17 protein-coding genes are annotated in these 18,585 nt (G+C 73.2%); 9 read left to right on the top strand and 8 right to left on the bottom strand.

What is annotated here, in order from left to right; genetic code table 11:
* The first annotated feature begins 218 nt into the window (after window positions 1-218).
* Entirely contained in the window at window positions 219-1,709 is a 1,491-nt protein-coding gene (locus BLW57_RS34995; protein ID WP_093479711.1) for a DNA-binding protein NsdB, read from the top strand.
* Between the two features lie 105 nt (window positions 1,710-1,814).
* Here the strand turns inward: BLW57_RS34995 and BLW57_RS35000 are convergent, their stop codons facing one another.
* Window positions 1,815-3,242 carry a PP2C family protein-serine/threonine phosphatase gene (locus BLW57_RS35000; RefSeq protein WP_093479712.1) on the bottom strand — a complete coding sequence of 476 codons (1,428 nt, stop codon included), beginning with the start codon at window positions 3,240-3,242 and terminating at the stop codon, window positions 1,815-1,817.
* Window positions 3,243-3,590: 348 nt separating this feature from the next.
* On the opposite strand from BLW57_RS35000, the gene BLW57_RS35005 reads away from it, so the two are divergent.
* Window positions 3,591-4,004, top strand: a complete 414-nt coding sequence (locus BLW57_RS35005; protein ID WP_093479713.1) for an SsgA family sporulation/cell division regulator — start codon at window positions 3,591-3,593, stop codon at window positions 4,002-4,004.
* A gap of 35 nt (window positions 4,005-4,039) precedes the next feature.
* Here BLW57_RS35005 and BLW57_RS35010 read toward each other — a convergent pair whose 3' ends face one another.
* Together BLW57_RS35010 and BLW57_RS35015 are read right to left on the bottom strand one after the other, a co-directional pair.
* The gene (locus tag BLW57_RS35010) at window positions 4,040-5,050 is read right to left on the bottom strand and encodes a Gfo/Idh/MocA family protein (RefSeq protein WP_093479714.1); all 1,011 of its coding nucleotides are present in this window, start codon (window positions 5,048-5,050) and stop codon (window positions 4,040-4,042) included.
* Window positions 5,051-5,171: 121 nt separating this feature from the next.
* Entirely contained in the window at window positions 5,172-6,266 is a 1,095-nt protein-coding gene (locus tag BLW57_RS35015; RefSeq protein ID WP_093479715.1) for a baeRF3 domain-containing protein, read from the bottom strand.
* A 156-nt stretch (window positions 6,267-6,422) separates the two neighbouring features.
* Between BLW57_RS35015 and BLW57_RS35020 the strand changes: the two genes are divergently transcribed.
* Complete coding sequence (locus BLW57_RS35020; protein WP_093479716.1) at window positions 6,423-7,202, top strand: alpha/beta fold hydrolase; 780 nt, start codon at window positions 6,423-6,425, stop codon at window positions 7,200-7,202.
* A 276-nt stretch (window positions 7,203-7,478) separates the two neighbouring features.
* Entirely contained in the window at window positions 7,479-9,320 is a 1,842-nt protein-coding gene (gene asnB, locus BLW57_RS35025; RefSeq protein ID WP_093479717.1) for an asparagine synthase (glutamine-hydrolyzing), read from the top strand.
* On the opposite strand, the gene BLW57_RS35030 is transcribed toward asnB, so the two are convergent.
* Together BLW57_RS35030 and BLW57_RS35035 are read right to left on the bottom strand one after the other, a co-directional pair.
* The gene (locus BLW57_RS35030; protein WP_093479718.1) at window positions 9,313-9,837 is read right to left on the bottom strand and encodes a DUF4232 domain-containing protein; all 525 of its coding nucleotides are present in this window, start codon (window positions 9,835-9,837) and stop codon (window positions 9,313-9,315) included. The two genes, asnB and BLW57_RS35030, sit on opposite strands and share 8 nt — an antisense overlap.
* A gap of 150 nt (window positions 9,838-9,987) precedes the next feature.
* Window positions 9,988-11,592, bottom strand: coding sequence for an alpha/beta hydrolase (locus BLW57_RS35035; RefSeq protein WP_093479719.1), 1,605 nt, complete (start codon window positions 11,590-11,592; stop codon window positions 9,988-9,990).
* 312 nt (window positions 11,593-11,904) lie between these two features.
* Between BLW57_RS35035 and BLW57_RS42915 the strand changes: the two genes are divergently transcribed.
* Both BLW57_RS42915 and BLW57_RS35045 read left to right on the top strand, forming a co-directional pair.
* Window positions 11,905-12,543, top strand: coding sequence for a chaplin (locus tag BLW57_RS42915; protein ID WP_093479720.1), 639 nt, complete (start codon window positions 11,905-11,907; stop codon window positions 12,541-12,543).
* A gap of 181 nt (window positions 12,544-12,724) precedes the next feature.
* Entirely contained in the window at window positions 12,725-13,579 is an 855-nt protein-coding gene (locus tag BLW57_RS35045) for a GNAT family N-acetyltransferase (RefSeq protein ID WP_093479721.1), read from the top strand.
* A 12-nt stretch (window positions 13,580-13,591) separates the two neighbouring features.
* Here BLW57_RS35045 and BLW57_RS35050 read toward each other — a convergent pair whose 3' ends face one another.
* On the bottom strand, window positions 13,592-14,074 hold the full coding sequence (locus BLW57_RS35050) for a nucleoside deaminase (protein ID WP_093479722.1): 483 nt from the start codon (window positions 14,072-14,074) through the stop codon (window positions 13,592-13,594).
* Entirely contained in the window at window positions 14,058-15,344 is a 1,287-nt protein-coding gene (locus BLW57_RS35055) for an MFS transporter (RefSeq protein WP_093479723.1), read from the bottom strand. The genes BLW57_RS35050 and BLW57_RS35055 overlap by 17 nt, the downstream gene beginning before the upstream one ends.
* A gap of 59 nt (window positions 15,345-15,403) precedes the next feature.
* On the opposite strand from BLW57_RS35055, the gene BLW57_RS35060 reads away from it, so the two are divergent.
* The gene (locus BLW57_RS35060; RefSeq protein ID WP_093479724.1) at window positions 15,404-15,790 is read left to right on the top strand and encodes a MerR family transcriptional regulator; all 387 of its coding nucleotides are present in this window, start codon (window positions 15,404-15,406) and stop codon (window positions 15,788-15,790) included.
* Between the two features lie 42 nt (window positions 15,791-15,832).
* Window positions 15,833-16,609, top strand: coding sequence for a GNAT family N-acetyltransferase (locus BLW57_RS35065; RefSeq protein ID WP_093479725.1), 777 nt, complete (start codon window positions 15,833-15,835; stop codon window positions 16,607-16,609).
* 7 nt (window positions 16,610-16,616) lie between these two features.
* On the opposite strand, the gene BLW57_RS35070 is transcribed toward BLW57_RS35065, so the two are convergent.
* Window positions 16,617-16,880 (bottom strand): GlsB/YeaQ/YmgE family stress response membrane protein, encoded by a 264-nt coding sequence (locus tag BLW57_RS35070; RefSeq protein ID WP_093479726.1) that lies wholly within the window; start codon window positions 16,878-16,880, stop codon window positions 16,617-16,619.
* Window positions 16,881-17,105: 225 nt separating this feature from the next.
* Between BLW57_RS35070 and BLW57_RS35075 the strand changes: the two genes are divergently transcribed.
* Window positions 17,106-18,548, top strand: coding sequence for a hydrolase (locus tag BLW57_RS35075; RefSeq protein WP_093479727.1), 1,443 nt, complete (start codon window positions 17,106-17,108; stop codon window positions 18,546-18,548).
* The last annotated feature ends 37 nt before the right edge of the window (window positions 18,549-18,585 follow it).

Raw genomic sequence — 18,585 nt, forward strand, 5'->3', positions numbered from 1 at the left:
CCTGGGGAATGTGCCCGTCGCACCTGGCGGAACCGCTGGGGGACCGCCGTACGCCCTCCGCCGGGAGGGCGGCGACCGGGTCGGGGTGGCGCATTCCTACCTGACACCCGATGCCCAGTGGCACACCATCTGGCGGACCCTGGCGAACCGTGGCGAATAGTCGCCCGGCAACCTCCGGCGGGCTACTGTCAACTCAGCCGAGAACCTGGGGGCTTGACGTGAGCGGACAACCCAACACCCGCCTTGCGGACCTGTTCGGCCTGGCCGGCTGGTCCAAGGGCGAACTCGCGAGACTGGTCAACCGGCAGGCGGCGGCCATGGGCCACCCCCAGCTGTCGACCGACACCTCCCGGGTGCGGCGCTGGATCGACACGGGAGAGATCCCGCGCGATCCCGTGCCGCGGGTGCTGGCGGCGTTGTTCACCGAGCGTCTCGGCCGTGTCGTGACCATCGAGGACCTAGGTCTGGTACGGCACGGGCGTGCGGGGAAACGGCAGAGCGACGGGATCGAGGAACATCCCGACGGTGTGCCGTGGCCGCCCGAGCGGACCGCCGCGGTCCTCACCGAATTCACGGGAATGGACCTCATGCTCAACCGACGCGGCTTGGTGGGCGCGGGTGCCGCGCTCGCCGCGGGATCCACACTCAGCAGCGCCATGTACGACTGGTTGCACACCGACCCGGCCCTCAAGGCCGACGCCCCCGTCCTCGACGACCCCCTGCACGCCGACCCCGCTGGGTTCGACCGCTATGAGGCCGCCCCCATCGGATCGCAGGAGGTCGAGGAACTGGAGCGTTCGGTCGAGGTGTTCCGCGCCTGGGACGCGGCCCGCGGAGGCGGGCTCCAGCGCAAGGCGGTCGTGGGCCAGCTGAACGAGGTGGGCGGCATGCTCGCCTACCACCACCCACCCCATCTCCAGCGGCGCCTGTGGGGCGTCGCCGCCAATCTCGCCGTCCTCGCGGGCTGGATGTCGCACGACGTCGGCCTGGAGCCCACGGCCCAGAAGTACTTCGTCATCGCCGCCCACGCCGCCCGCGAGGGGGGCGACCGGCCGCGCGCCGGCGAGGCCCTGTCGCGGGCGGCCCGCCAGATGGTGCACCTCGGCCGGCCGGACGACGCGCTGGACCTGATGAAGCTCGCCCACTCCGGCTCCGGCCACCGCCTGCAGCCGCGTACGCAGGCGATGTTCCACACCATCGAGGCCTGGGCGCAGGCGTCGATGGGCAAGGGCCAGGCGATGCGCCGCACTCTCGGCCGGGCGGAGGACCTCTTCGTCTCCGACCGGCAGGACGTGGAGCCACCGGACTGGATGCAGACCTTCAAGGACGAGGACCTGTACGGCATGCAGGCCCTCGCCTACCGCACGCTGGCCGAGTTCGACCCGACGGCGGCCACGCACGCCCAGTACTACGCGGAGAAGGCCCTGGCCCTGCGCGTGGACGGACGGGAGCGGTCGAAGATCTTCGACCACCTGTCCATGGCGTCGGCCTGCTTCATCGCCAACGACCCCGAGCAGGCCGACCGTTACGCACGGCTGGCGCTGATGTCGATGGGCTCGAACTCGTCCCGGCGCACCTGGGACCGGCTGCGCGAGATGTACCGGCTGACCGCGGAGTACGCCGGCTACCCGAGGATCAACGAACTGCGGGAGGAGATCCGGCTCGCCCTGCCCAAGCCGCGGTCGAAGGACAACAGCGCACAGGCGTAACGGGCCTGGGCGCCACGGTCCCGGGATTTCGCTCGTGGAGTCCTGACCCGAAGTCCGTCCCGCGTACCGATCCGCGTCCGTGTTCGCTCGCGCCCGCGTGCCGGTTCAGCCGGTGACCCTGGCGACGAGCACACACCCGTCGTCGGCGCGCCCGGCCTCGCCGAACTCCTCGACGACCGCCCGTACACAGTCCTGCGCGGTGGCCGCCGCGCCGAACCGTGGGGCGAGGCCGAGCAGTCGGTCCACGGCCACCGACGTGCGGCACCCGGCCGCCAGCCCGTCGGTGTACAGCAGGAGGAGGTCGCCGGCCCGGAGGTGCTCGACGGCCTGCCCGTAGGCGGCTCCGGTGGTCGCGCCGAGCAGGACACCGTCCGGTGCGTCCAGCGCACACCCCGTCCCGTCGCGGTACAGCAGCGGGGCGGGGTGTCCTGCCTGTGCCCAGAGCAGGGTGCGGGTCTCCGGCCGGTAGCGGCAGCACAGGGCGCTGCCGAGAACCGGCTGCACGGTGGCGTCCAGTAACTGGTTGAGCAGCGCGAGCAGATGGCCCGGCTCGGTGCCGGCCATCGCCATGCCGCGTACGGCGCCGAGCAGCGTCGCCATGCCGGAGGCGACGGCGACCCCCTGTCCGGTGAGGTCGCCGACGCTGAGCAGGGTCTGCCCGTCGGACAGGTCCAGCGCGTCGTACCAGTCCCCGCCGATCAGCCGGCCGGTCGTCGCGGGCAGGCGGTGGCCGGCGAGGTCGAGGGCCGGTGGTGCCCGGTGCGGGAGCCGCAGGGAGCCACGGTCCGACGGCAGTACGGCTTCCTGCAGCTCGGTCGCGATCCGCTGCTCGGTCTCCTCCTGCCGGCGCTGGTGCCGCAGCGAGTCGCGGCTCTCGCGCACGTCCCGCCGGCGGCGGCGCAGTTCGCTGACGTCCCGCAGCACGGCCCACATCGAGGCGGTGCCGCCGTCGGCGCCGAGTACGGGCTCCCCCATCATGTGCACGGTGCGCACGGTGGTGTCGGGCCGCAGGACGCGGAACTCCCCGTCGATCGGCTTCCCGTCGACCAGGCAGTCCGTCACCATCGCGGTCAGCGTCGGCCGGTCCTCGTCCACGACCAGGGAGGGCATCTCGTCCAGAGTGAGGGCGGGTTCGGCCGGGTCGCGGCCGAGGATCTGGTACAGCTCCCCGGACCAGGTGGCCTCGTCCGTCAGCAGATTCCACTCCGCACTGCCGACGCGGCTGAGCAGCGACCCGCGCGGGGTGCCGACCGGCGGCCGGACGGCCGGGGGAGCGGGGGGCTCGGCCGGAGCGGGCTCCGGGCCGTCCCGCAACTGGGCGAGGTGCGCGTCCAGGTCGTCCAGCTGGTGCAGCGCGAGGTCGTACAGGGCGCGCTGCCAGCGGTCCTCCGGGTCCGAACCGTCGCTCCTGGTGTCCCGCCGTACGGCGTCCACGTCCCCCTTGAGGCGCCGCGCCTGCGTGATCAACGCCTCCACCGAGCCGCGTCCGGGTGGCTGGGCGGCTGAGCGGTCCGCGGAGACTGGGGACGGCATGACGACTCCGAAGGGGGACGATACGGCCAGGGAGGACAGGTGGGGGCCGTTACGACTGTGGCACAGCCCGCGACGCCCCGTAAGGGATTTGGCAACACACGATACGGTGGTGCTTCCGGCATATGCCAGAGTCTTCCCGGACTGTTCCGCGTGTACGAATGGTGTAGGCGTTGCGCCCATGAAGTCGTAGACGGTCTACGGGAGTTGCCCCCTGCCGACGGTCATCGTGCGGTGATCACGCAGGTGTTCGACGCTCAAGTGTTCCCTCACCTGGACGAAGGCCGGTACCGGCCGAATTCTGACCGGATTTGGCGCCATGCGAGGGGCCCCGACAGACTCCATTAAGGCATGGACATCTGCATCGAACAGCCCGCCCACGCACGGCTCATCACGGCGGAGGACCGGGAGGTCCCGGTGACGGCCACCCTTCGCTACTCCGCCGCCGATCCGCTCGCCGTCTTCGTGGACTTCCCCGCCGAGGCCGCCCTGGACGGTGAGGAACTCACCTGGATCTTCGCGCGTGCCCTGCTCGACCAGGGACTGCGGGCCCCGGCCGGCCACGGGGACGTGCAGATATGGCCGTGCGGCGGCACGCGGACGGTGCTGGAGTTCCACTCGCCCTACGGACTGGCCCTGCTGCAGTTCCAGGCCTCGGCGCTGCGCCGCTTCCTGCTGCGGACCTATGAGCTCGTCCCGGCCGGGCACGAGGACCTGGCGGCCGTGGTGGAGCGGGGGCTGAGCGCCCTGTTCGGTGGGGTGTGAAGCGCCGGGCGGGAGGCTCCCCCGTGCCTCGCCTCCTAGCGTGGGCGGGGGCGCGGGGCGAGATCGACGGCGACCCGGCCGCCCGTTTCGAGGGACCGCACGCCCGCCTCCGCCACGGCGGACGCGGCGTAACCGTCCCAGACGCCCGGTCCGGTGACCTCCCCGCGCCGGGTCGCGTCGACCCAGGCCTGCACCTCGCGGTCGTAGGCGCCGGCGAACCGCACGAGATAGTCCTGCGCCACCTCCTCCGCGGCGCCGCCCCGGGTGGTGACCACCATGGTGTGCGCGTCGCCGATCCGGGCGCTGCCCTTCTCGCACACGGCCTCGCAGCGCACCTGGTAGCCGAAGCCGCTGTTGACGAAGACCTCGACGTCGACGAGCGCGCCCCGCTCGGACTCGAACAGCACGAACTGCGGATCGATCAGGCCCTCGGGAGCGTCCGAGGACGGGGCGGGCCGCAGCACGGTCACCGCAGTCAGCTCCTGCCCGAGCAGCCAGCGGGCCGCGTCGATCTCGTGCGAGACCGAGCTGTTGACCAGCATGGCGCTGGTGAAGTGGTCGGGGGAGGAGACGTTGCGGTGGGTGCAGTGCAGCATCAACGGCCGGCCGAGGCGCCCCCCGTCGAGGAGTGCCTTCAGTCGCCGGTACTCGGCGTCGTAGCGGCGCATGAACCCGATCTGCGCGAGCCGCCGGCCGAGTGCGGCCTCCGCCTCAACGACCCGCAGCGCGCCGGCGGAGTCCGGCACCATGGGCTTCTCGCACAGCACCGGCAGCCCGCGCGCGAAACAGGCGAGCAGCGCCTCCTCGTGGGCCGGACCGGGGGAGGCGACGAGGACGGCCGCCACACCGGGCGCGTCCAGGGCGGCGAGGTGATCGGTGTGCACGGTCACCCCGGTGAGGCCCGCCGCGGCCTCCTTCGCCCGTTCGATGTCAGGGTCGGCCACGGCCGCGACCCTGGCGCCGCTGACCACTTGGTCGAGACGGCGTATGTGGTCGGCGCCCATGTGACCGGCACCCAGTACCGCCACACCCAGCAGGTCACCCATGTGTGAACTCCCTCCCGCCGACGATCACGCCGTAGCGTACGCCGGCGGGAGACGGCGTCCCCGGGTGGCCCGGCGGGGCCGCCTCGGGGTCCGGGCAGGGGCAGGGGCAGGGGCAGGGGCTTCAGTACCGCAGGACGCCCGCGATGCCGTCCGAGTCGCTCAGCGTGCCGTCGGGGACGAACCGCACCTCGGCGCCGGTCTCCAGGCACTGCTCGACGATCTCGTCCACGATGTCCTCGCGGGCGTCCGGGTCGCCGGGCTCGGCCGGCACCAGGTGCTCGCCGTAATCACGGACGACGGCGCGGTAGTTCTCCTCCACGGCGAGCAGCCGGACCCGGCCTTCCCGGGCGTTCTGCCACAGCTCGTCCAGACCGGCCGCGTAGTTCCGGTGCCCCCGCGCGGAGGTCAGCTCGCGGACCACGGACGAGGCGCCCCTGGTCGACTCCGCCTCCAGGACGGGGCCGACGGCCTGCCACACGGCGTCGGGCCCGCCGTGCGCGAGACCTCCGTGGCGGACGTGCACGCCGCACCTGGCGACGCTGCCGACCTCCTCCATCAGGGAGAGCGCCGCCTGTTCGCCGGTGATGTACAGCGGACGGGGCTGCTCGCGCAGGATCGCGGTCATCGCGGTGTCCGCCTCCCGCAGGAACTGCCGGGTGCCCTCGTCGCTGAAGGTGCTCGGTGAATCGCCGATGCGCATCTGGCGTTCGGCGTCGAAGTTCGGCCGGGCGCGGTCGAGCGGGAAGTCACCGTGGTTCGCCTCGACGACGCGGTCCGGTCCGCCGCTCCACAGCGTGACGCGGTCGGCGGAGACCGACAGCACCCAGAAGGGCCGTTCCGCGGCCTGCGCGGCGACCAGGTTGCGGGTGAGGAAGGTGTCCGACAGCACCACGCGTTCGGGGACGGGGCGGGCCAGCGACCACACCTGATGCTCGCCCGGCGCGGCGAAGATGACGAGGCCGTCCTCGGCGTGCGTCAGGTCCACCTCCGACAGCGCCCGGTCGAGTTGCGCCTCGACGTCGGCGCGCCGGTCGCGGCTGACCGCGGGATCGGACTCCAGACGCTTGCGGGCCTCGGCCACGACGTTGCGCAGCCGGACCGGATCCTGGCCGCTCCCGCGTTCACGGCGGTGCGTGGGGGTCAGCACGGACACCGCCGGGTAGGGACGCGGGCGCCGCAGTCGGGCAAGGGTTGCGGGACTCAGTGCGTGCTCCATGACACGACGATAGGGCCGATTCGCTGTTACGGCATTCGGGCTAATCCGAGGTGGAGGCGCTCTGCCCCTCCATGCCGCACGCCGGTGACGCGGTGCCCCGCGCACCGCTACCGTACCCGTCAGTAACCGGACCGTACCGCGCCCCAGGAGGCCCCCATGCCGCAGCTCGAACTCGACGGAGCGGCCCTGACGTACGACGACGAGGGGCCCCGTGACGCGGCGGACGCGCCCCTGGTGTTCGTCCACGGCTGGACCGCGAACCGGCACCGCTGGGACCACCAGACGGCACACTTCTCCGGCAGACGCCGGGTGATCCGCCTGGACCTGCGCGGACACGGGGACAGCACGGGCGCCGGGGTGCGCACGGTCGCCGAGCTCGCCGAGGACGTCCTGGCCCTGCTCGACCATCTGGAGGTCGAGCGGTTCGTGCTGGTCGGCCACTCGATGGGCGGGATGATCGCGCAGACCATCGCCCTCGCCCATCCCGGGCGGGTGGAGCGGATGGTGCTGGTCAACTCCATCGGCCGGATGACGTACAGCCGCGGCCGGGGCCTGCTGATGGCGGCGTCCACCCTCGTGCCCTTCAAGCTGTTCGTCGCGGCCAACATCCAGCGGGCCTTCGCGCCCGGGTACCCGCGCGAGGAGATCCGCGAGCACGTCCGTGCCTCCGCCGGCACTCCGCGCGAGGTCGTCATGACGCTGTACGGCGCCATGCGGGCCTTCGACGTGCTCGACCGGGCCGGGGAGATCCGCGTGCCCACCCTGATGGTGCACGGCTACCACGACGTCCAGCTGCCGGTGCGGCAGATGCTCCGGATGGCCAAGGCCTACCCGGACGCGGAGGTGCGCATCCTGGACGCGGGCCACGAGCTGCCCCTGGAGAAGCCGGCGGAACTGACCGCGGCGCTGGAGCGGTTCGTGACCGTGAAGGCGTGAACCACAGGGTGTTTGGAGAAGTCTTTGCCCGTGGCCGGTTCCGTTCGGAGCCGGCCCGACGGCGCGGGCCCCGCCGGATTTCGCGATGGCAAAACGCGGCCGGAACCACGGGGGTGAAGGGGCCGTCCGGCGGACGGCCGCGTTGACCGCGCGCGAGCACCGACGGAGGCTCGTCATATAGGTGCTCGATACATCTGGTTATGTCACGGGCTCCCACCCGCCTGAAGGTGCGGGCGGGTGGCGGTCCCGGGGCGGGCCGGAGGCAGGAGGTAGCGCATGTGCGGCATCACCGGATGGGTCTCCTACGACCGCGACCTGACCGCCGAGGCACCCACCTTGCATGCGATGACCGAGACGATGGCCTGCCGGGGCCCGGACGACCGCGGCATCTGGGCCGAGGGGCCCGCCGCGCTCGGTCACCGCCGGCTCGCCGTCATCGATCTCCCCGGCGGCCGTCAGCCGATGTCCGTGCAGACCCCCGGGGGGACCGTCGCCCTGGTCTACTCCGGGGAGGCGTACAACTTCACCGAGCTGCGCCGGGAGCTCGAGGGCCGCGGCCATCGGTTCACCACCGACTCCGACACCGAGGTCGTCCTGCACGGCTACCTCGAGTGGGGTGACGCGGTCGCCGAACGCCTCAACGGCATGTACGCGTTCGCCGTCTGGGACGGCCGCCACGACAAGCTCGTCATGATCCGCGACCGCATGGGCATCAAGCCCTTCTACTACCACCCGACCCCCGACGGCGTCCTCTTCGGCTCCGAGCCCAAGGCGGTCCTCGCCAACCCGCTGGCCCGCCCCCGCGTCTCACTGGACGGCCTGCGCGAACTGTTCGTCCTGGTCAAGACGCCCGGCCACGCGATCTGGGACGGCATGCGCGAGGTGGAACCCGGCACCGTCGTCACCGTGGACCGCTCCGGCCTCACCACCCGCGCCTACTGGCGGCTGGAGACCCGCCCGCACACCGACGACCGCGACACCACGATCGCGACCGTGCGCACCCTCCTGGACGACATCGTGCGCCGGCAGCTCGTCGCCGACGTACCGCGCTGCACCCTGCTCTCCGGCGGCCTCGACTCCTCCGTGATGACCGCGCTCGCCGCCCGCCGGCTCGCCGAGCACGGCGAGAAGGTGCGCAGCTTCGCCGTCGACTTCGTCGGCCAGGCGGACCACTTCGTCGCCGACGAACTGCGTGGCACCCCCGACACCCCCTTCGTGCACGACGTGGTCGGGTACGCCGGCACCGACCACCGGGACATCGTGCTCGACGCGGACTCCCTCGCCGACCCCGCCCTGCGCGACCAGGTGATCCGCGCCCGCGACCTGCCCGCCGGCTTCGGTGACATGGACACCTCGCTGCTGCTGCTCTTCCGCGCCGTCCGTGAGAAGTCCACCGTCGCCCTGTCCGGCGAGTCCGCCGACGAGGTCTTCGGCGGCTACCTCCAGTTCTTCGACGAGGAGGCGCGCGCCGCCGACACCTTCCCCTGGCTGGTGCACATGGGCCGCCACTTCGGCAACGACTCCGACGTGCTCCGTCCCGACCTCGCCAAGTCGCTGGACCTGGCGGGGTACGCCGCCGACGGCTACCGGGCCGCCGCCGCCCGGGTCGACCGGCTGGAGGGCGAGAGCGACTTCGAGTACCGCATGCGGCGCATGAGCCATCTGCACCTGACCCGCTTCGTCCGTGCCCTGCTGGACCGCAAGGACCGGATGAGCATGGCCGTCGGCCTGGAGGTCCGGGTGCCGTTCTGCGACCACCGGCTGGTCGAGTACGTCTACAACGCCCCCTGGGCGCTGAAGTCCTTCGACGGCCGGGAGAAGAGCCTGCTGCGGGAGGCCGCGGCGGACGTGCTGCCGCGCTCGGTGTACGACCGGGTCAAGAGCCCCTACCCGTCCACCCAGGACCCGCGGTACGCCCGCGCGCTCCAGGAGCAGGCCAAGGACCTGCTCTCCCGGCCCTCCCACCGCGTCTTCGACCTGGTCGACCGGGACCGCGTCCGCCGGGCGGCCGAGCGGCAGGAACCGGTGGGCAGCCAGTGGGCCCGGCGCGGCCTGGAGCGCACCCTGGACCTCGCCCGCTGGCTCGACCTGTACACGCCCGAGCTGGAGCTCAGCTGAGGCCGATGGCCCGGTCGGCGGCCGCCGCCGACGCCTTCCACCACGTCGTCACCGGTTCCCACACCAGGACCTTCCTGCCCGTGCCGAGCCGCGCGGCGGTGAAGGAGCGGCCCCAGTGCGCGGCCGACGCGGCGACGGTCAGCGAGTCCGTCCGGCGGGCCTCGGGGTCCGCCGGGTCGCCGATGGTGCGGACGTCCGCGTAGGCGGTGCCGCCCGCCGCGAGCCGGTAGGCGGCGGCGCCGCCCGCCGGCACGGGCAGCGCGGCCCCGTCCAGGTCCCCGAAGGTCACCGTGGGTACCCGGTCCACGGCACAGGCGCGGGCACCGCGGTTGGTGACGCTCATCCGCACCACGGTCCGGTCGGCGGCGACGGCCTTGGCCCGGACCGTCAGCGCCTTCTCGGCGCAGGGCGAGGCCGGGGCCCGCCCGGTGGCGGCCTGACTCTGCGGCGCGGTCAGCAGCAGGGCGGCGGTGGCGGCCGAGGCGGCGGACACGGCGATGGTGGCGCGCAGGTGCATGGTGTTTCCCCCTGTCGGGTCACGTACGGGAACGGGCGGCCGAGGCTCGCCTGCCCGGTGAGACCGCCGGGGAATCCGGACGGTTGTCACGGATTCGCGTCCGATACCCGCTCGGGTGGTTCCTGTCACTCGTCGGGGTGTTCGCCCCTCTCAGTCGGAGGTGCCCACGCCGGCGCTCCAGTCCTTCCCGTTCGCCGGGCAGGAGCTGCCGTTCGGCGGCAGGGATCCGTAGAGCAGGAAGTCGTTGATCCTGCGGTGCACACAGGTGGAGGACGAGTACCCGGTGTGGCCCTCGCCCTTGTTGTCGAGGACCACGGCCGACGGACCGAGCCGCTTCGCCGTCTCGACGGTCCACCGGTACGGCGTCGCCGGGTCGCCGCGTGTGCCCACCAGCAGCATCTTGGCCGCGTCGACGTCCTTGACCCGGTCGCGGATGAAGTCCGTGCCCCGGGGGCGGCCGAAGCACATCAGCAACTGGGTGAGCCGGTAGCGGCCGAAGACCGGTGACGCCCGGTCGTAGGCGGCCCGCAGTTCCCGCAGGTCCGCGGTGATCCGCTGCTCGTCGGGCCGGTCGGGGTCGTCCGCGCAGTTGATCGCCATCAGGGCGGCCGACAGGTTGTCCGCCGGCACCTCGTCGGCGTCCACGAGCCCGCCGTCACCGCGGTGCCGTGCCCCGTGCACGCCGATGCCGCCGCCGGCGAAGTTCAGTACGCCCCGGGTGTCGCCGTCCTCCACCAGCGAGGCCAGCGCCCGCTCCAGGGAGGGCCACAGGTCCCGGCTGTAGAGGGCCTGCGCGAGGGCGCCCACCAGGTCCTGGCCGGAGAACGAGCCGCCGAGATCCGTCGGCACCGGGTTCTCGTCGAGCGAGCGCACGATCCGGACCACCTCGTCGCCCGCCGCACGCCGGTCGGTCCCGAACGGACACGCGATGTCCGTCGTACACCAGTCCAGGAAGTCGTCCAGCGCGGTCTGCTGCCCCTGGGCACCCGCCACTCCCTGCTCGGACAGCGACTCGGTCAGGGTGTCCACCCCGTCCAGGACCAGCCGGCCGACGTGGTGCGGGAACTGCGCCGCGTACACCGCGCCGAGCCGCGTTCCGTAGGAGAAACCGAGGTAGTTGAGCTTCTTGTCACCGAGTGCCTGGCGGATGACGTCCATGTCGTGGGCGGCGTTCACGGTGCCTATGTGCGGCAGCACCGGGCCCGAGTGCCGGGCGCACGCGTCGGCGGCCCGCCGCAACTGCTTGAACAGCGCCTGCGGATGATCGATGTCCGGCTGCCGGCCGGTCGGCGCCGCGGTGTCGTCGGTGCCGTCGCCGCAGCTGACGGGGGAGGAGCGGCCGACCCCGCGGGGGTCGAAGGTGACGACGTCGTAGCCGTTGGTCAGGTCCATGAACTGCCGGCCGTCGTCGGCGAGTTCGTTGACGCCCGCACCGCCCGGGCCGCCGAAGTTCAGCAGCACCGAGCCGCGCGACGTGCCGGTGGCGCGGTAGCGGGCCAGCGCCACGTCCAGGGTGCCCGCGCGCGGGTGGGCGTAGTCGACCGGCACCGTGACCTTGCCGCACTGGAGTTCCTTCGGCACGTCGGGCGTCTCGCAGGCGGCCCACTTCACGTGCTGCCGGTAGAAGCGCGACAGGTCCGGCTGCGGCTGTTCGGCGGCGGCCGCGGGCAGCCCGGCCCCGACGAGCGCCAGGGCGAGGGCCCCGGCGCCCGCGCAGCGCCGCACAGCGGGCCGAGGGGACAGCTTGACCAGCATCGATCGCCTCCCGGGGCGCCCCCGCGGACCGGGACCGCGCCCTCGGATCACCATAAGCGGGCCCCGCGGGACCCGCCTCCCGACGAGCGGAGTGGCACCCGGTGCCGTACCCTTCGCACCCTCCGTCCCGGCCTTCCGGTTGGTGATCATTGGTCGGCTTTCCCTCCAGTTCGATAAGCCCGCCACTCGATGGGGTGAAAGGCCGATAAGCCATAACTCGGATGGTGCGTCTGCGTTTGAAGAGGTGCGGGTGAGTGCCCGCGACGATGTCTGGAAGGCAGGGAACCTATGAGACGGGCTACCCGAAACGGTGTGATCGCCGTCGCCGCCGCGTCCGGCGCGATGGCCATGGCGCTCCCGGTGTCCGCCGCCTTCGCGGCGGACGGCGCCTCGGCCGACGGCGCCGCGGTCGGCTCGCCCGGGCTGATCTCCGGCAACGGCATCCAGCTCCCGGTGGACGTACCGGTGAACGTCTGCGGCAACACCGTGGACGTGGTGGGGCTGCTCAACCCGGCGGCGGGCAACACCTGCGCGAACGCCGGTGGCGCCGGAAAGAGCGGATCGTCCTCGTCCGGCGGGGCGTCCGCCCACGGCGCGGCGCAGGACTCGCCGGGAGTGGCGTCCGGCAACGCCGTCCAGCTCCCCGTCCACCTGCCGGTGAACATCAGCGGGAACAGTGTCGACGTCGTCGGAGTGGGCAACCCCGCGACCGGCAACCAGTCGGTCAACGGCCCCGTCGAGCAGCCGCGCACCCCGCGCCACCCGCACACCCCGGCGCCGAGGCCGCCGGCCCCCGTGAAGGCGCACCCGCATCGTGCCCCGCGGCCGGCCGGGGCCTCGCTGGCCCACACCGGTGCGGATCTGACGGCGCCCGCGGTCGCCGGCAGCGCCGCGCTGCTCGTCACGGGCGCGGTCCTCTACCGCCGCTTCCGCCCGGACCGCACCCGCTGATCGGTCAGGCTCCGAGGCCCCACCCCGGCCGCGGCCCGGTGGGGCTTCGTCGCGCACCGGGCACGACGGCCGAACTCCTCATGGCGCCGCGGTCGTTGATCGGAAAGGATGCCGTGCGGAGCGGCCCCGGCCGGGGCCGCTCCGCACGGCATCCCGACCCCGAAGGAAACGGAGCGCACCGATGACCTCTGCGGCCCCCCACGACCTCGTCGTCACACAGGCCACCCTCGCCGACTGGCCGGTGATCAGCGGGTGGGCGGCGGCGGAGGGCTGGAATCCGGGACTGTCCGACGGGCCCGCATTCTTCGCCCAGGATCCCGACGGATTCTTCCTCGGCCGGATCGACGGCGAGCCGGTGTCCGCCGTCTCCGTCGTCAACCACGGCCCCGACTACGCCTTCCTCGGCTGCTACCTCGTCCGGCCCGACCTGCGCGGCCACGGCCACGGCCTCACCACCTGGAAGACCGCCCTGGCCCACGCCGGCAACCGCACGGTGGGTCTGGACGGCGTCGTCGCCCAGCAGGACAACTACCGCCAGTCCGGCTTCGAACTCGCCCACCGCACCGTCCGGTTCACCGGGATCACCCACGAGCCGCGGTCGGCACCGGGAGTACGGCCCGCGGGTCCCGCCGACCTCGCCGACATCGTGGTCTACGACGGTGCCTGCTGCCCGGCCGACCGTCCGCGTTTCCTCGCCAAGTGGCTCACCGGCCCCGGCCACCGCGCCTTCGTCCGCCACGTCGGCGGCCGGCTCGCCGGGTACGGCGTGATCCGCCCCGGCGTCGACACCCTGCGCATCGGGCCCCTCTTCGCGGACACCGCCGAGGACGCCCGTGCCCTGTTCTCCGCCCTCGTCGCCGACGCCGCCGGACGCGAGGTCGCCGTCGACGTGCCCGAGCCGAACGCGGCCGGTGTCGCCCTCGCCGAAGAGGCCGGACTGCGGCCCTCCTTCGAGACCGCCCGCATGTACACCGGCCCGGTGCGGGCGCACGCGCGGGAGCGGGTGTTCGGTGTCTCCACGCTCGAACTGGGCTGACCGCGGCCGGTGTCACCCGCGCGGTGCCCAGCACCGGCGGTGCAGTTCCCGCACCTCGGCCACCGGCTCCGGAACCGGGCCCTCGACGGCCACACCGGGCGCGACCTCCCGCACGGGCAGGGGTCGCACCGGCGGCGCGGGCACGCCCAGCTCGGCCAGCCAGCCCGTGAGCTGCTCCGCGGAGGCGACGTAGACGATCCGGCCGAGCCCCACCCAGGCGTGCGCCGCCGCGCACATCGGGCAGTGCTCGCCGGAGGTGTACACGGTCGCCGCCGCACGCTCGCCGGGTGCGAGACGCTCGGCGGCCCAGCGGGCCAGTTCGAACTCGGGGTGCCGGGTGCGGTCGCCGCCGGCCACCCGGTTGCGGTCCTCCGCCGGCACCGTCCACTCGCCGGCCACGAGCACCGAGCCGAAGGGCTCGTCCCCCGCCTCCAGCGCCTCGGCCGCCGGCTCCACGCAGCGGCGCAGATGTCCGAGCTCACTGTCCCGCACCATCGGGGCACCTCCTCACGGCATGATCTCCGGCCGGGCGGGTTACGGCCACCGAGGCCGCCCCGGCCCCCGGCCCTGCCTCCGCGACGACCCCGCGCCGCCGCGCGGGAAAGGCGTGCCGTCGTGCGGCGAGGACCGTTGCGAGCGCCAGCAGGGCCGGGGGCAGGGCGGTCCAGGGCAGTGCCCCGGGGCCCGCCGTGTCCAGGGCCAGGCCGCCGGTGAGCGAGCCGGCGGCGATGCCCATGTTGTACACCGTGGTCTGCAGCGAGGTCGCCACATCGGCGTCGGCCGGACCGGAGGCGTCGACCAGCGCGGTCTGGATCAGGGTCGGCGCCCCGCCGAAGGCCACGCCCCACAGCGATACGGCGGCGACCAGCGGAACGGGCCGCCCGGCGCTCGCGGCCAGCACCGGCAGCACCCCGGCGAACAGGGCCAGCGCCCCGAGCAGGGTGCGGCGCGGCCACCGGTCGACCAGCAGGCCCGTGACCCAGATCCCGGCCACCGTCGCGCCGCCGAACACCGCGAGCAGCAGGTCCGTACGGCCGTATCCGGAGTGCGCGGCGAACGGGGCGACGTACGTGTACATCACCTGGTGCCCCAGCAGCAGGAACAGCGTCACGGCCAGCACGGGGCGGATTCCCGGACGCGTAGCGACGCGGGCGACCGGCACGCGCGCGTGCGCGGGTTCCCCGGGAAGGCCGGGCACCCGTGCCCGCACCCAGCCGACGAGCAGCACGGCGAGCAGGGCCGGCACGGCGAACGCGGCCCGCCAGCCCAGCGCGCCCGCCAGCGCGGTACCGGCGGGCAGCCCGCACGCCAGGGCCAGGGTGATCCCGGCGAGGACGACGGCGATCGCCCGGCCGCGCCGCTCGGCCGGCACCATACGGGCCGCGTAGCCGACCAGCATCGCCCACAGCGTGCCGCCCGTCGCCCCGGCGAGCAGCCGGGCCGCGAAGGTGAGCGGGTACGACCCGGAGAGCGCGACCAGTGTGTTGCTCAGGGCGAGCCCCAGCAGCGCACCGCACAGCACCCGCCGCCGCGGCAGTCCGCGCAGCGCGGCGGTCAGCGGGACCGCGGCCAGGAAGGAGGCGGCCGCGTAGGCGGTGACGAGGAAGCCGATCCGGGATCCGGTGACGCCGAGGGCCGGTGCCATCGTGGGCAGCAGGCCGGCCGGAAGGAGCTCGGTCAGAACGGCGGTGAACGCGGCGCAGGACAGGGCGAGCAGCCCCGGCCACGGCAGCGCACCGCCCTTGACCTGGGAGGACACAGTCATGCGACCATGGTGGAAGTCTGACATCAGTGTGAAGGTCAAGCGGGTCCCAGGAGGTCGGCATGCGGATCGGTGAGCTCTCGCGCCGGACGGACGTCCCCACCCGGCTGCTGCGCTACTACGAGGAGCAGGGACTGCTGTCCCCGGACCGGGGCGGCAACGGCTACCGCAGCTACCCCGAGTCCTCGGTCGCCGACGTCCGGCAGATCCGCGGCCTGCTCGACTCCGGACTCACCACCGAGATGATCCGCGCGATCCTGCCGTACCTCTCCGGGCCCGGCGAACTGCACCCGCCCGCGGAGTGCGTGACCCCGCGGACGGCCGCTCTGCTCCAGGACCACATCGACCGCATCCAGGCCCGCATCGACTGCCTCGCCCGCAACCGTGACCGGCTCCGCACCTATCTGGCCGCCGTACGGCCGGGGGCGGGCACGTCCGGTCATCCCTGACTCCGTTGCCCGGCGCGGGACGGGCGTGCTGGAGTGGGGCGCATGGATCACACGGCGGTGCTCGCACTGTACGACCGCGACATGCGCGAGGGCGCCCGGCCCGACGGCCCCACCGCACGGATCGAGCGGACCGGCGCGGTGGTACGGCAGATCGCGGACGAGCGGGGCTGGAACGGCGTGCTCTGGTCAGGCCTGGACGAGGCCGGCGCGGACCGGGCGATCCACGACCAGATCGCCTGCTTCACCGGCCTCGGCCGCGACTTCGAGTGGAAGCTGTACGGCCACGACCGGCCCGCGGACCTCGGCCGCCGGCTCGCCGCCGCGGGCTTCCGGGCCGAGCCCGAGGAGACGCTGATGATCGGCGAGGTGTCCCGGCTCGTCCTGGACGGCGAACCGCCCGACGGCGTACGGCTCGTGGCGGTCACCGACCCGGCCGGGGTCGACCTCGTCGTGGACGTCCACGAGCGGGCCTTCGGGACCGACGGCACCCGGCTGCGGCACCGGTTGCTCGACGGCCTCGCGGCCGCCCCCGAGGCGGTCGTCGCCGTGGTCGCGCTCGCGGGTGGCGAGGCCGTCAGCGCCGCGCGCATGGAGTTGGTGCCCGGCACCCGGTTCGCCGGGCTGTGGGGCGGCGGCACCGTCGAGGCCTGGCGGGGCCGGGGTGTCTACTGCGCCCTGGTCGCCCACCGCGCCCGCGTCGCCGCCGCCCGCGGGTACCGCTACCTCCAGGTCGACGCCTCACCCATGAGCCGCCCGATCCTGGAGCGCCTGGGCTTCCACGCGCTCAGCACCACCACCCCCTACCTGTACGGCGGTTGACCGCCCCCTAGCGGCGGACCCGGGCCCGGTCGAGGGCCGCGACGCCCACGGCCGCCAGGGCGATCTGGACGAACCACTCGATCCAGTCCGGCCCGTTGGTGTCCGCGACTCCGAGCCCGGCGGCGATCGCCGCGCCCAGCAGCGCGGCGACGATGCCGACGGCGATGGTCCACAGCACGCCGATGTGCTGACGTCCCGGCACGACCAGCCTGCCCAGTACGCCGATGACGAGCCCGATGACGATGGCGCTGACGACGCCCGAGATCTCCATGGCTCTCCCCTTCCACGCTCCCGGCGGCGAACCCCGCTGCCGAGGATGTGCCCGCTGCGGGCCGAGGGCACGCCGCCCCGAATGCCGCCACGACTTCTGTTCACCGCGCCTTCATGCCATGTACCTTTCAACCAATCGACGCGTGTAGAACCCTCAAGCGGGTTCTACGCGCGCAGACTTGGCGCCCCCACCGCCTTCTCCCCACCCCTCATGGAGGTTCGCCGGATGCTTGGATCCAGGAGATCCCGCCGCAGACTCACCACCGCCCTCGCCGGCTTCGGGCTGCTCCTCACCGGAGCGGCCCTCCAGGTCGGCACGGGCGCCCCCGCGCACGCGGCGACGACGCACCGCATCCTGTTCGACAACGCCCATGCGGAGACGGCCGGCAACGCCGACTGGATCATCTCCACCAGCCAGCCCGACCCGCTCGGGCAGAACTCCACCCCGTCCGCCGAGACCGACTGGACCGGCGCCCTCTCCTCGTGGGGCGTCGCCCTGCAGAAGGCCGGCGGCTACAGCCAGAAGACCCTGCCGTCCGGCTCCAGCCTGAGCTACGGCGGCGCGTCGGCGACCGACCTGTCGAACTTCGACACGCTGGTCCTGCCGGAGCCCAACACGATGTTCAGCAGCGCCGAGAAGACGGCGATCATGAACTTCGTGAAGAACGGCGGCGGCCTCTTCATGATCTCCGACCACACGGGCGCCGACCGCAACAACGACGGCTACGACGCGGTCGAGATCTTCAACGACCTGATGTCGAACAACAGCGTCGACTCCACCGACCCGTTCGGCTTCTCCGTCGACACGCTGAGCATCAGCTCCGACCACCCGGCGGCCATCAGCGACAGCAGCGACCCCGTCCTGCACGGCGCCTTCGGCACGGTCACCAAGAGCCTGATCGCCAGCGGCACCACCGCCACCCTCAAGCCCGCCGACAACCCGGCCGTCAAGGGCCTGCTGTACCGCACCGGTTACTCCGGCAACACCGGCGCCTTCTTCGCCACGTCCGCCTTCGGCAGCGGCCGGGTCGCCTTCTGGGGCGACAGCTCCCCGATCGACGACGGCACCGGCCAGTCCGGCAACACCCTGTACGACGGCTGGCACGACTCCACCGCCACCAACGCGCCCCTCGCCCTCAACGCCACCGCCTGGCTGGCCGGTTCGGGCACCACCGGCGGCGGCGGTGGCGGCACCTGCACCGCCGCCCAGCTCCTCGGCAACAGCGGCTTCGAGTCCGGCGCCACCACCTGGACCGCCTCCAGCGGCGTCATCACGAACGACACCGGCGAGGCCGCCCGCACCGGCTCCTACAAGGCGTGGCTGAACGGCTACGGCTCGGCCCATACCGACACCCTCGCCCAGACGGTGACCGTCCCCGCCGGATGCACGAGCGCCGACCTCGGCTTCTACCTTCACGTCGACACCGACGAGACGACCACCTCGACGGCCTACGACACCCTGAAGGTCCAGGTCCTCAACAGCGGCGGGACCGTGCTGTCGACCCTCGCGACGTACTCGAACCTGAACGCGGCGAGCGGCTACACCCGGCGCGGCTTCAGCCTCGCGGGCTACGCGGGCCAGACCGTCACGATCAAGTTCACCGGCACCGAGGGCTCCACCCTCCCGACGTCGTTCGTCATCGACGACACGGCGCTCGACGTCGGCTGAACCCCGAGGGGGTGGGCCCGCCCGGCCCACCCCCGCT

It is taken from the genome of Streptomyces sp. 1222.5, from assembly GCF_900105245.1.
GTDB lineage: Bacteria > Actinomycetota > Actinomycetes > Streptomycetales > Streptomycetaceae > Streptomyces > Streptomyces albidocamelliae.

Excerpts from the sequence above, each read along its gene's own strand:
- BLW57_RS35000 (WP_093479712.1), bottom strand. The coding sequence starts at position 3,242 with ATGCCGTCCCCAGTCTCCGCGGACCGCTCAGCCGCCCAGCCACCCGGA.
- BLW57_RS35005 (WP_093479713.1), top strand. The coding sequence starts at position 3,591 with ATGGACATCTGCATCGAACAGCCCGCCCACGCACGGCTCATCACGGCG.
- BLW57_RS35010 (WP_093479714.1), bottom strand. The coding sequence starts at position 5,050 with ATGGGTGACCTGCTGGGTGTGGCGGTACTGGGTGCCGGTCACATGGGC.
- BLW57_RS35015 (WP_093479715.1), bottom strand. The coding sequence starts at position 6,266 with ATGGAGCACGCACTGAGTCCCGCAACCCTTGCCCGACTGCGGCGCCCG.
- BLW57_RS35020 (WP_093479716.1), top strand. The coding sequence starts at position 6,423 with ATGCCGCAGCTCGAACTCGACGGAGCGGCCCTGACGTACGACGACGAG.
- asnB (WP_093479717.1), top strand. The coding sequence starts at position 7,479 with ATGTGCGGCATCACCGGATGGGTCTCCTACGACCGCGACCTGACCGCC.
- BLW57_RS35030 (WP_093479718.1), bottom strand. The coding sequence starts at position 9,837 with ATGCACCTGCGCGCCACCATCGCCGTGTCCGCCGCCTCGGCCGCCACC.
- BLW57_RS35035 (WP_093479719.1), bottom strand. The coding sequence starts at position 11,592 with ATGCTGGTCAAGCTGTCCCCTCGGCCCGCTGTGCGGCGCTGCGCGGGC.
- BLW57_RS35045 (WP_093479721.1), top strand. The coding sequence starts at position 12,725 with ATGACCTCTGCGGCCCCCCACGACCTCGTCGTCACACAGGCCACCCTC.
- BLW57_RS35050 (WP_093479722.1), bottom strand. The coding sequence starts at position 14,074 with ATGGTGCGGGACAGTGAGCTCGGACATCTGCGCCGCTGCGTGGAGCCG.
- BLW57_RS35055 (WP_093479723.1), bottom strand. The coding sequence starts at position 15,344 with ATGACTGTGTCCTCCCAGGTCAAGGGCGGTGCGCTGCCGTGGCCGGGG.
- BLW57_RS35060 (WP_093479724.1), top strand. The coding sequence starts at position 15,404 with ATGCGGATCGGTGAGCTCTCGCGCCGGACGGACGTCCCCACCCGGCTG.
- BLW57_RS35065 (WP_093479725.1), top strand. The coding sequence starts at position 15,833 with ATGGATCACACGGCGGTGCTCGCACTGTACGACCGCGACATGCGCGAG.
- BLW57_RS35070 (WP_093479726.1), bottom strand. The coding sequence starts at position 16,880 with ATGGAGATCTCGGGCGTCGTCAGCGCCATCGTCATCGGGCTCGTCATC.
- BLW57_RS35075 (WP_093479727.1), top strand. The coding sequence starts at position 17,106 with ATGCTTGGATCCAGGAGATCCCGCCGCAGACTCACCACCGCCCTCGCC.